This is a genomic window from Butyrivibrio sp. AD3002, from assembly GCF_000420905.1.
Classification (GTDB): Bacteria; Bacillota; Clostridia; order Lachnospirales; family Lachnospiraceae; genus Butyrivibrio.
Genome location: NZ_ATVV01000003.1, coordinates 160875 through 173556 on the forward strand (window position 1 = coordinate 160875; position 12682 = coordinate 173556).

Below are 12682 nucleotides of genomic sequence, written 5' to 3' on the forward strand. Positions count from 1 at the left end.
CTTGGGAAGGATGTGAAGTTAATTAAAGCCTTCCCCTAGGGGGAAAGGTGTCAGCGTAGCAGACGGATGAGGGGATAATTATAAATATGGATAAATTCACTATATTTAGTAACAATATACCTGCCACTTTTCTTATCGAAGAGGAGAGCTTTGAAGGGATTAAACTAATAGGAAAAACTGTCGCAGAGGACATACAGAGTGTGACTGGTATAATGCCTGAGATTATCCGGGGCATATTGGACATGCAGGCAGAAAACGTTTCTGAAAGTTCATGTGAAAATATCATTCTCATGGCTACCTGTGGACACAGCCCGGTTCTTGACAGTCTTGAGTCCCTTGGAAAGATAACGACAAAGGACATAGAAGGTAAACGTGAAGTCTATAAGATATCACTTGTTGATGAACCTTTCCCTGAGAATGGTCATGTAAAGCAGATGCTCGTGATTGCAGGAAGTGATAAACGCGGAACAATCTACGGAATGTTCAGACTTTCTGAGATGTGCGGAGTATCTCCGCTGATTTATTTTGGAGATGTGACACCACTTAAAAAGAACGAGATAATCCTAAAGCTTGATAAAGAAATTGTATCCAAGGAGCCTTCTGTCAGATATCGAGGATTTTTTATTAATGATGAGTGGCCTGCCTTTGGAAACTGGGCTACAGAGAAATTCGGCGATGTGAATGCAAAGTGCTACAGGAAGATATTTGAACTCCTTCTAAGGCTGAAGGGCAATTACATGTGGCCTGCCATGTGGAATTCCAATTTCTCGGAGGATGGTCCGGGGCTTCTTAGCGCTGAACTTGCAGATAAGCTTGGCGTAGTGATGGGGCTGTCTCATCATGAGCCTATGTGCAGAGCAGGTAACGAGTGGCAGCAGCAGTATAAAAAATACAGTGACGATAACACCTGGAGCTTTTTATCAAATGAAGAGGGCATTACAAAGTTCTGGGAGGACGGAATAAACAGGAATAAGGCATTCGAAAATGTGATTACCATAGGTATGCGCGGTGAGGCGGACTCAAAGCTCATGCCTGAGGATGCTACACTTTCAGATAATATCAGGGTTATAAAGAAGGCTATTAAGACTCAGGATGACCTTATCAGAAGAAATGTGAATGAGGATATTTCAATGGTGCCAAGGATGCTCGCTATCTACAAAGAGGTAGAGGACTACTATTTTGGTGATGAGTACACCGAGGGACTAAAGGACTGGGATGAGCTTAAGGATGTCATCTTTTTACTTAGTGATGATAATCACGGTCATGTTCGAGCACTTCCTACCGATGATACAAGAAATCATCCGGGCGGATTTGGAATGTATTATCATTTTGATTATCATGGCGCTCCTGTCAGCTATGAATGGGTCAATTGTACGAGACTGACTAAGACCTGGGAACAGATGAGCCTTGCTTACGAATCAGGAGTGAGGCAGATGTGGATTGTGAATGTGGGCGACCTTAAGCTCAATGAGTATCCGCTTTCATTTTTCATGGATATGGCATATGACTATGAAAAATATGGTGAAAAGTCTGTTAATAAGATAGAGGAGTATGTCTATGGTTGGATTAACAGGCAATTTCCCGGTGTTAGCGATGAGCAGAAAAAAGATATCGCTAAGGTGCTCGAGGGTTATACGAGATTCAATGCGCAGAGAACGCCGGAGACTATGAATCCGGATGTATATCATCCCGTGAACTTCATGGAGGGAGACAGAGTCTGGAGAGATGCAAGGGATATACTTGATACTGCTGACAGATTAAATAGAGAGCTTAGAGATGAAGCACTTATTGCATACAGGAGTATGATTTATTATCAGGCTGCAGCAAGCCTTAACAATGTGCTTATGAATGTTGAAGCAGGTATGAATAGAGAGCTTGCTCTTAGAGGCTGCGTCTATGCAAATCATTATGCTGAGTCTGTCAGGAAAAGGATCGAGGAGGATATCCGATATGTTAATGAGTTCCATGAGTTTAATGACTGTAAGTGGAAACATATGATGAGCTCTGATCACACTAATTTCAGAAGCTGGGATGCATATAACTGGACATACCCTACGGTATCGGTTGTTTCGCCAATTCACGGGCCTAAGGCAGCAGTGTCATTCAGGGGTGAAAAGATAGTAAACTACGGTGCTCATTGGCAGTGCCCGCCTGCACCTGTAAGCTACGGATTTACAAGACCTGAAACTACGGAAGTCTTTCTTGATATTGACAGTAGAGGTGATGTGAGCTATGTTTATGAAATTGAGAATGATATTGATTGGCTTATTTGCAAGAATGCTAAGGGAAGAGTAGAAGTTTCGCGAAGCAGAGTGGCAAATTTCATAGCAGAAGACGCTAACGGCACTTCAAGTGACGGAAGGAAAACTGTATGTTTTGCAAAAAGGGGAGAGCTGATAACCGGAAAAATCGAGGCAAAAGCCAAGGTGAAGATTAGCTTTGATGATGGCACTTTTACTGATGTGGACATCATTTTTAAAGCTGACAAGGAGAACTACCCTGATGGTTATAGTAGAGAAAACCTCTATATGGAAAAATGTGGAATCATCACAGTAAATGCTGAGTGTTTTCATGAGAAAAAAGATGTGCGCGGAGTTGGCTTTAAGGTAGTGGATTATCTTGGAAAGAGCGGCAAGCCTGCAATCAAGGTATTCCCTTCGACTTCAAATTTTGATAAAAAGGAAATCCTTGATGGAAGGGCTCCTTTGGTGAAATACAATGTACTTGTCGAAGATGATGGTGTTTATACATTGGATTTCCATCTTGCCATGACTAATCCCATAGTAAAAGGGGGACTCCTTAAGTTTGGCTACGCAGTAAATGAATCTGAAATTATAATCGAAAACGCCTTGAAAGATGGCTATTTTACAGATTTTCCATGCAGGCAGTGGTGCGACGACGTCCTTTCACACGAGCATACAAAAAGTGTTAAGGTAAGCCTTCATAAGGGGATAAATACTATCGCGCTCTATGCAGGAGATGCCGGCGCGGTATTCGACAAGCTGGTACTTTGCAGAGAGGATGTTATACTTCCGAAAACATATTTATATCGACAATGAGTTCTACTCAGTAAGCCTTGTAAAAGCAAATGCTAAGAAATAATCATTTAAATATTATATCCGGAGGGAAAAAGTATGAAAAATCATTTTTTAAAAGTTAGTGCTGTCGCAAAAAGATTTTTGGCACTCGCACTTATTGCGGCACTTGTTTTAGCCAATCCTTTAAGTGTTGAAGCTAAAACAAAGGTAAAGACATTAAAGTCAATCAAGAATGATGCCGGTAACCTCACAGTAAGCGTTGCAAATTCATGTGCAACTGAGATTAAAGCAGGCAAGAGCTACAAATTCAAGCTCAAGCAAAAGAATCATAGAGGTTTATCATATGTAAAATTCACAGCTCCTGCTACAAAGGATTATACATTCACATTATCTAAGTTAAGTACACCCAATGGCAGCTATGCAAATGGATTTTACACTTTATACAAGCAGCAGGCTGATGGTGTTGATGGACTTACTTCTTACGATAATATCAAGACCAACGCTCCCGGTGAAGGTTATTTTGCAAGCAGATCAGGCAACAAGCGGTTCCCTAAGACAAGAAAGCAGACAGTAAGTCTTAATGCCGGTGATACAGTATATATCTTCTTCGACACTTTGGCAATTCTTGCGAAGCACGTTACATTTAATTTCAAGGTAAGTAAATAATTACTATGATATAGGTGTCAAAAGATACTTTTGACACCTATATCATTTTTATAAACAATAAAACCGCTTAACCATTATGATTAAGCGGTTTTGTTTTGAGCAGGGGAAGCAGGATTCGAACCCGCATGAACGGTTTTGGAGACCGCAATACTAGCCATTGTATGATTCCCCTATCCTTGACGCTTTATGTCGCCAACGAATGAAATTATATCACAGTAATATGGTGATGTAAACATGTTTTTTGAACTTTTTACATCTTAAAAATAGTGTGCTGTTACTACGCGCTTTTTAGGGCTTTACTTTGTCAAAACCGCGAATGAAAAGGCAGGAAGAGTAAGGGTGTTCCCATCCAGTACTGCGTCTTCGCCACCGGTTGAAAGAGATGCTCCAAGAGTCTTGAAGCCATCAGCATCATCACTTTTGGCTAAATCGATCTGAATCGGCTCTTTACCGTTATTCAAAGCAATAAGAATAACAGAGTCTGTATCTGATATTTCTTTTGTCCATACAGCACAGCGATCGCCGCAAAGCTGATCAAGGATAGCGCACTTCCCACGTGCTATTGCAGGACAAGCATTCCTTATTCTGATTGCTTTTTTATAGTAATTGTAAATAGAAGACTCATCATTTTTCTGGTCTTCAAGGGTACCATAGGTCATCTCGATTTTATCCATACCAGAAGGACCTTTGGTCATGCCTTCAGAACCCGATTCGCCCCACTGCATGGGAGCGCGCTTGTTCTCATCTTTTCCGGAACCCTTCATTCCAAGCTCTTCACCATAGTATATGAAGGCGTTACCGCTCATAAGGAGATTCAGCGCTCCGGCTAGCTTGGTGCTGTCTGTCGCATTTTTTCCAATATAATAACCTGCACTTCTTGCCATATCGTGATTGGTGTAGAAGGGGGCGTTCACATAATCTTCTGAATAAGATGAAAAGAGTTTATCCTCGTCAATCTGTTGTTGTACGTATTTTATAGGTTTGAGCTTGCTCTTTGCGCATTTAGCGATGGCACCTTCACTTCCGGAAAAATCGAAATCAAAAAGTGAATCAATGCCGCTGGCATAATACTTGGAGTAGGTAGAAGAATTTGTCCAGGCTTCACCGACGATATAAGCATCGGGATTTATAGATTTTACGGCACTGACAAATTCCTTTAGCTGCGCGGTGCTTGTATCGGTATCATCAGTTGTATATGAAGTAACAGCGTCCATTCGGAAACCATCGCAGCCAAGATCAAGCCAGAACTTTGCGATATCAGCAAATTCCTGTTTTACCTTTTCGTTATCAAGATTTAGATCAGGCATCTCTGACCAGAATCTGCACTCGTAGTACCAGTCGGTACCTGCAAGCTTCTCATAACCTGTTGCAGACTCTTTTGAGAAATTAAAGTAGTCAAAGTAGGGACAATCTGATGCATCGGGTTCGGCATCAGCCGGCAGATTCCTCAGATAATCGCAAGCTTCTTTAAACCATGGGTGCTGAGAAGAGGTATGATTCATAACCATGTCATTGATAACACGGATTCCGCGCTTGTGAGATTCTTCAATGAGCTGTTTGTAATCGTCAATGGTTCCATACTCGGGATCGATGTCACAGTAATCGGTCACATCATATTTATGATATGTAGGAGATGGACAAACCGGCATAAGCCATATCTGATTACAACCAAGATCTTCAGCTGTAGAATCATCTCCGTCATTTATGTAATCAAGCTTGTTGATCACACCCTTCAGATCCCCGATTCCATCACCATCGCTGTCACAAAAGGAGTACACGAAGATCTCGTAAGTGGTGCGATAGTTATCATCGATGGTGGTACTTTCTTTTTTATTTCCACATGCAGAAGTGCTTGCCATTAAGCAAAGTGTAGAGACAAGACTTATATATTTGAGTCTTTTGGAATACTTTTTCATACTGTTTTCTCCCCCCTGTTGTTTTTACTCCCTGACTTCCTTGTGGTTCGACAGTGGCCTGAAAATGGTCATACGCCCTGTCCAGCCGACAATTCTTGTAATTATGACTCCGGCAAGCACGCCGCAACTGTCGATAATGATGTCCTTCTTCTGAGGGGAGCGGCCGGCGATGAATGACTGGTGGTATTCATCGAGGCAGGCGTAGCCTACGCATATTGCACCGGCAATAATAACAAGTGGAAATCCCCTAAGCCCATAGACATAGAGCGGAAAAGCAACCGTAATAGCAAGAAGCATATATTCCGAAAAATGAGCAAGCTTCCTTATATAATACTGATATGTGGTACTTAGCTCTGAAATATGGGCATCAGTCCATCCCTTATCTAGAACATCATTGGTTACGTTCAAAACCTCAACCCCAACTTTGTAGCTAAGAGCTGAGCTTGCATCGGCATTTTGGTCAGAAAAATTAAAAATCAGGCACATCATTACAATTGCAGGCAGAAACGACAGGGGCTTTAAAACAAAGCGCAGCGTCTGCTTTATATATAGAAGAAAATATTTCATATTTTATATTCCTTTTTCTATCTGTGAAAATTGGTTAGGAACAAGTATACAGCAAAACTATTCTTTGAACAAATTTCCATATATATTTTTTTCTTTCTTATGTTATAATTCATTGAGATAAATTTTCTTAATATATTGAATCCGAGGGGGCAGAGATATGTTTGAAGGAAAAGACGGCGAGAACAGCGTAGAAGATATCATTTCAAGATATAAGGATGATGTTGCGAGCCTTGCACCTTACATAACATGGCTTAAGGAGCATACCAAGCAGCAGGTTGCAGAGAGTTACTCCAACAGCGAATTATCCAAATCAATGCCGTTTCCTGTCTATGATTCAAATCTTCTGAGCTTTGTAAAACAGGCACAGCAGACGAAGATGATGAATCGCAACTATACATATGTCTATACAAGAAATCATCTCAATACTTATAAGGATGAACTTCTATTTATAGAAGATGCTGAGATCACAGACATGGATGACCTTGCAGGAATTCTCTCAAGATACATTCTTGAGGGTCAGACCAAGGGAACCGTGTGGGCCGAGGGTGTTTATACCGGAGTCCTCTATGCTGTTGTTTACAAGATGGATGATCTCATACACTTCTGGGGTACAATGTCGTATTAAGAAGATTATGAACTAACTTTTGATTTCAGGAGTTTTACTAATGGGTGAGAAATCTGCTCAGAAAAGAAAATACATTCTGGAAAAAGCCCGCGAAGTATTCGCGGAAAAGGGATTTAAAAATGTCACCATGAAGGATGTCGTAGAAGCTTGTGACATCAGTCGTGGAGGGCTTTATCTCTATTTCTCGTCCACTGAAGAAATCTTCCTTGCCGTATTGTCTGAAGAGACAGCGGATGAGGATGAGGAAGCTATTTCAAAAGCGTTGAATAATGACGCTACTGCCGGCGATATGCTGGCTCTTTTCTTGAAAGAGCAGAAAAAGGAAATTCTTCGAAAGAAGAACAGCCTTGTTATTGCCACTTATGAATATTTTGCAAACAGGGATATTCCCGCCTCTGACAATCCGCTTCGTAAACAGTTCGATACCGGAGTTCAGATTGTTCAGGCTTTAATTGAAAACGGAATACGTTCAGGCGAGTTTTTCTGTGCTGATCCGTATGGATGTGCCCGCAACCTTATGTATGTGGTTGAGGGTCTTAAAGTATCCGCTAAAACTATTGGTGTTAGCGAGTCCGCGGTTGACCGCGAATTGTTATATATATTGGAGGGCTTAGTGCCCGCAGATAATTAATCAGTGTTTTTCGACACTGATTTTTTGATATAAAAATAGTCTTCTTGTTCGGGCCTTCCCCCTGGGGGGAAGGTGTCAGCGAAGCTGACGGATGAGGGGATGACATTTATAAACTATCAGGAGGAGATTTATGAGCCAAGTCAGAAGAGTCTATGTGGAAAAGAAAGCACCCTATGCCGGAAAAGCCAAGGAGCTTCGTAAGGAGATCAAGAGCTATCTCGGTATCAAGAGTGTATCCAAGGTAAGGGAGTTCATCCGTTACGATGTGGAGAACATTTCGGATGAGGTATTTGAAAAAGCCTGCACTACAGTTTTTTCAGAGCCCCCGGTTGATATCCTTTATCATGAAAAGATCGAGATCCCGGAAGGGGCAAAAGTGTTCAGCGTTGAGGCGCTTCCCGGACAGTTCGATCAGAGGGCTGACTCAGCAGTTCAGTGTGTACGTTTTATTAAGGGCGACGAGGAGCCGGTTATCCGCACAGCTGTAACATACATGCTGATGGGAGACATTACTGATGAGGAACTTTCTAAAATAGAAGAGTACGTAATGAACCCCGTTGATTCAAGAATTGCTGATGAAGGAAAGCCCGAGACTCTTGTAGATAACTTCGAAGAGCCTGAGGATGTTAAGATTCTGGACGGATTTAAGGATATGGCAGAGGATGATCTTAAAAAGCTCTACGAATCCTTCGGTCTTGCTATGACCTTCAATGATTTCAAGTGGATTCAGCAGTACTTCCACGATGATGAGAAGCGCGATCCCTCAATGACAGAGATCCGCGTTCTTGATACATACTGGTCAGATCATTGCCGTCATACAACCTTCGGCACAGAGCTCAAAAACGTAAGCTTTGGTGATGGCTTCTATGCTGCGCCTATCAAAGCTTCATATGATAAATATCTTAGCGCGAGAGAGGACGTTTACGCTGATCCTAAGAAGCGCGAGGAGAAATTCATCTCCCTTATGGACATCGCCCTTATGGGAATGAAGAAACTTAAGAAAGACGGAAAGCTCACAGACATGGAAGAGTCTGAAGAGAATAACGCATGTACAGTTGTTGTTCCTGTAGATGTTGACTACGGTAACGGCCCTGTAAAAGAAAACTGGCTCGTATTTTTCAAAAATGAGACTCACAACCATCCTACAGAGATTGAGCCCTTCGGTGGTGCTGCCACATGTCTTGGCGGCGCTATCAGAGATCCGCTCTCAGGAAGAGGTTATGTATATCAGGCAATGCGTGTAACCGGTGCGGCTGATCCTACGGTTCCGGTTGCTGACACACTTAAAGGTAAGCTTTCACAGAAAAAGCTTGTTCGCGGTGCTGCTTCAGGTTATTCAAGTTATGGTAACCAGATTGGACTTGCAACAGGATATGTAAAGGAAGTTTACCATCCCGACTACGCTGCAAAGAGAATGGAAATCGGTGCTGTTATGGGCGCTGCTCCCCAGGAGCACGTTATCCGTGAGTCATCCGATCCCGGAGACATCATCGTGCTTCTTGGCGGTAGAACAGGACGCGACGGCTGTGGCGGAGCTACAGGTTCATCCAAAGCTCACACAGCTGATTCAATCCTTACCTGCGGCGCTGAGGTTCAGAAGGGTAACGCACCTACAGAGCGTAAATTACAGAGACTTTTCAGAAGGCCCGAGGTTTCAGAGCTTATTAAAAAATGTAACGACTTTGGTGCCGGCGGTGTATCCGTAGCAATCGGTGAGCTTGCAGACGGTCTTGACGTAGATCTCGATAAGGTTCCGAAGAAGTACGCAGGCCTTGACGGCACAGAGCTTGCAATCTCCGAGTCACAAGAGAGAATGGCAGTAGTTGTTGATCCTTCTCAGGTAGATAAGTTCCTTGAGTACGCAGCAGAGGAGAACCTCGAGGCAGTTAAGGTTGCGGTTGTTACTGAGGAGCCCAGACTTGTCCTTAAGTGGAGAGGCAAGAAAATCGTAGACATCAAGCGTTCATTCCTTGATACCAACGGCGCTCATCAGGAGACTGAGGTTGAGGTTCAGATTCCTGCAGCAGAAGATAACTATTTTGATAAGTATGCGTGCAAAGCTGCAGGCGAAGCACTTAAGAATAACGACGTAAAAACAGCATGGCTTTCAGAAATGGAAGACCTCAATGTCTGCTCACAGAAGGGACTCGTTGAGATGTTCGACTCTTCAATCGGTGCAGGCACAGTGACCATGCCTTACGGAGGAAAATACCAGCTGACAGAGACTCAGTCCATGGTAGCTAAGCTCCCTGTTCTCGGAGGGAAAACGGATACCGTAACAATGATGGCTTACGGCTTCGATCCTTACCTCTCTTCATGGAGTCCGTACCACGGTGCAGCTTATGCAGTAACAGAGTCTGTTGCCAGAATCGTAGCAACAGGCGGTGATTATAAAAAGCTTCATCTCACCTTCCAGGAGTACTTCCAGAGAATGACAGCTGACAAGACCAGATGGAGTCAGCCGCTCACAGCCCTTCTCGGATCCTTTGAGGCACAGCTCAGATTCGGTATCGCATCAATCGGCGGTAAGGATTCAATGTCAGGATCCTTCTTCTATGAGGGCGATGAAAAGAGAGCATCCGGTGAGATCAACGTTCCTCCGACTCTTGTATCTTTCGCAGTGGACGTTGCAAAGCAGAGTGATGTCATTACTCCCGAGCTTAAGAAAGCCGGAGATATGCTCATCGAGCTTCCGATAGACAGGGATGAGTACGGCCTTCCTGATTATGAAAAGGTTATGGCCAGATACGATGAGATACACGACCTTATGCAGAAGGGCTATGTTTCCGCAGCTTATGCAATTGATTCCTACGGCGTAGCAGCAGCTATAAGCCGCATGGCATTTGGTAACGGATTCGGTGTGAAGATTGCGGGCTGTGTGAAAAATGAGGACCTTTTCACAAACAGAATCGGAAACATCCTGGTGGAAGTTCCCGCAGACAAGGCCGGAGAAGTACTCGCACTCAGAGAAGCAAGAGAAATCGGTGTGGTTACCGATGACAAGAAGTTCACTATCGGAAACGTTGAGATTTCTGAAGAAGAGGCTCTTGAAAACTGGAAAAATAAGCTTGAAAAGGTATTCCCTTCAGTAGCACCCATTTCCGAGGAGGATACCGAAAGCGCAGATAAGAAGAGCATCTTCGATGATGGCGCGCTTACAAAAGAATATAAGACTTCTGATATATATGTTTGCAAAAATAAGACAGCAAAGCCCACAGTTTTCATCCCGGTATTCCCCGGAAGTAACTGTGAGTACGACTCTGCTCAGGCCTTCGAGAGAGCAGGTGCTGACACCATAGTAAAAATCTTCAGAAACAGAAATGCGGAGGATATCGTAGAGTCTGTTGCTGAATTTAAGAAGGCAATCGAACAGGCACAGATCATCATGTTCCCCGGCGGATTCTCAGCAGGTGATGAGCCGGACGGAAGTGCCAAGTTCTTTGCAACTGCCTTCCAGAATGAGAGCATCAAAGAAGCAGTTAACGACCTCCTTCAGAAGAGAGACGGTCTTGCACTTGGTATCTGTAACGGATTCCAGGCTATGATCAAGCTTGGTCTTGTTCCCAACGGACAGATCACAGGTCAGAATCCTGAGAGCCCGACACTGACCTTCAACACAATCGGACGCCACATCTCAACAATGGCGTACCTTAAGGTTGTCAGCAACAAGTCTCCCTGGATGCAGGGCGCTGAACTCGGCGGAGTTTATGTAAATCCCGCATCCCACGGTGAAGGAAGATTTGTAGCACCCGTAGATGCCCTTAAGAAGCTCTTCGAGAACGGTCAGGTTGTAACACAGTACTGCGATCCTGAGGGACAGGTACATCTCGACAATCTCTGGAACATCAACGGTTCCTACATGGCAGTTGAGGGTATCACATCACCCGATGGCAGATGCCTTGGAAAGATGTGCCACTCAGAGAGAAGAGGAGACGGCGTAGCTGTTAACATATTCGGCGAGCAGGATATGAAGATATTTGAGAGTGGCGTGAAGTACTTCGGATAATAGATATACAGGAGGAGCGAATGAAAGCATTTTTGATCTTAGAGGATGGCACAGTTTTCAAGGGCCATGCCATAGGCGCGGTAAAGGAAGTAATAAGCGAAATCGTATTTAATACTTCCATGGCGGGCTATACAGAGGTCTTTACTGATCCGTCCTATGCGGGACAGGCGGTCTGCATGACCTATCCGCTTATCGGGAACTACGGCGTTTGCAAGGACGATATGGAATCCGAGCGCATCTGGCTGGACGGAGTTATAGTCAGAGAACTCTCTGACGTGGCATCCAATTTCCGATGCGACATGACAATCCAGGAATTCCTTGAAGAATACGACATTCCGGGAATAGAGAGAATAGATACGCGTAAGCTTGTTCGCATCCTTCGTGAAAAGGGCACAATGAACGGAATGATAACCACCAACGAGAATTACAACCTTGATGAGATCATTCCGAGGCTCAAGGCATATACTACAGGAAAAGTTGTTGAGAAGGTTTCCTGCAAAGAAGTAAAGAATATTGCAGGAAGTAAGGAACTCTCTGACAATGGACCGCTTTCCGGAAGTGCGGTATTTAAGAAGGAAGACTACGAGGCATCCTTAAAGGGAGATCTTTCAAAGAGAGAAAAGCGCCCCAGCCTTGTTAAGGAGCTTAACGGCAAAGGACTAAAGGTTGCGCTTTTGGATGTAGGCGCAAAGGATAACATAGCAGCTTCTCTTGCTGCACGAGGATGCGACGTAACAGTTTATCCTCAGGATACATCTGCAGAGAAGATTCTTGAGGGAAAACCGGATGGCATTATGCTTAGCAATGGCCCCGGCGATCCGAAGGAATGCACAGGCGTTATCGAGGAAATTAAAAAGCTTTATGCATCGGATGTTCCGATTTTTGCAATCTGCCTTGGACACCAGCTCATGGCACTTGCAACAGGAGCAGATACCTATAAGATGAAGTACGGTCACAGAGGTGGTAACCACCCCGTCAAGGACCTGGAGACCGGAAGAGTTTATATATCATCCCAGAACCACGGCTACGTTGTAGATACCGACAAACTCGACAGCAATGTTGCGGTACCTGCTTTTGTGAATGTAAACGACGGAACAAATGAAGGACTTAAGTATGTAGGAAAGAACATCTTCACAGTCCAGTTCCACCCTGAGGCCTGTTGTGGTCCCCAGGACAGCGGATACTTATTCGATAGGTTCATTAACATGATGAAGAATAAATAAAGGCCTTCCC

General features: G+C 43.8%; 8 protein-coding genes and 1 tRNA gene. 6 read left to right on the top strand and 3 right to left on the bottom strand.

Going from position 1 to position 12682, the window contains the following annotated elements; genetic code table 11:
- Positions 1–86: 86 nt before the first annotated feature.
- Positions 87–3059 (top strand): glycosyl hydrolase 115 family protein, encoded by a 2973-nt coding sequence (locus tag G596_RS0104160; protein ID WP_022760582.1) that lies wholly within the window; start codon positions 87–89, stop codon positions 3057–3059.
- 75 nt (positions 3060–3134) lie between these two features.
- Entirely contained in the window at positions 3135–3704 is a 570-nt protein-coding gene (locus G596_RS0104165; RefSeq protein WP_022760583.1) for a hypothetical protein, read from the top strand.
- A 100-nt stretch (positions 3705–3804) separates the two neighbouring features.
- On the opposite strand, the gene G596_RS0104170 is transcribed toward G596_RS0104165, so the two are convergent.
- The 3 genes from G596_RS0104170 to G596_RS0104180 all read right to left on the bottom strand — a co-directional run bounded on the left by G596_RS0104170 (position 3805) and on the right by G596_RS0104180 (position 6187).
- Positions 3805–3876, bottom strand: a tRNA-Trp gene (locus G596_RS0104170).
- Positions 3877–4000: 124 nt separating this feature from the next.
- Positions 4001–5620: an alpha-amylase family glycosyl hydrolase gene (locus G596_RS20845; RefSeq protein WP_022760584.1), complete on the bottom strand. Its 1620-nt coding sequence runs from the start codon at positions 5618–5620 to the stop codon at positions 4001–4003.
- Positions 5621–5644: 24 nt separating this feature from the next.
- Positions 5645–6187, bottom strand: a complete 543-nt coding sequence (locus tag G596_RS0104180; RefSeq protein WP_022760585.1) for a VanZ family protein — start codon at positions 6185–6187, stop codon at positions 5645–5647.
- A 157-nt stretch (positions 6188–6344) separates the two neighbouring features.
- Between G596_RS0104180 and G596_RS0104185 the strand changes: the two genes are divergently transcribed.
- From G596_RS0104185 to G596_RS0104200, 4 genes are all read left to right on the top strand, one after another.
- Positions 6345–6812, top strand: a complete 468-nt coding sequence (locus tag G596_RS0104185) for a hypothetical protein (protein ID WP_022760586.1) — start codon at positions 6345–6347, stop codon at positions 6810–6812.
- A 40-nt stretch (positions 6813–6852) separates the two neighbouring features.
- Positions 6853–7443, top strand: coding sequence for a TetR/AcrR family transcriptional regulator (locus tag G596_RS0104190; RefSeq protein WP_022760587.1), 591 nt, complete (start codon positions 6853–6855; stop codon positions 7441–7443).
- 130 nt (positions 7444–7573) lie between these two features.
- The gene (locus G596_RS0104195) at positions 7574–11449 is read left to right on the top strand and encodes a phosphoribosylformylglycinamidine synthase (RefSeq protein ID WP_022760588.1); all 3876 of its coding nucleotides are present in this window, start codon (positions 7574–7576) and stop codon (positions 11447–11449) included.
- 20 nt (positions 11450–11469) lie between these two features.
- Positions 11470–12672, top strand: a complete 1203-nt coding sequence (locus G596_RS0104200; RefSeq protein ID WP_022760589.1) for a carbamoyl phosphate synthase small subunit — start codon at positions 11470–11472, stop codon at positions 12670–12672.
- The last annotated feature ends 10 nt before the right edge of the window (positions 12673–12682 follow it).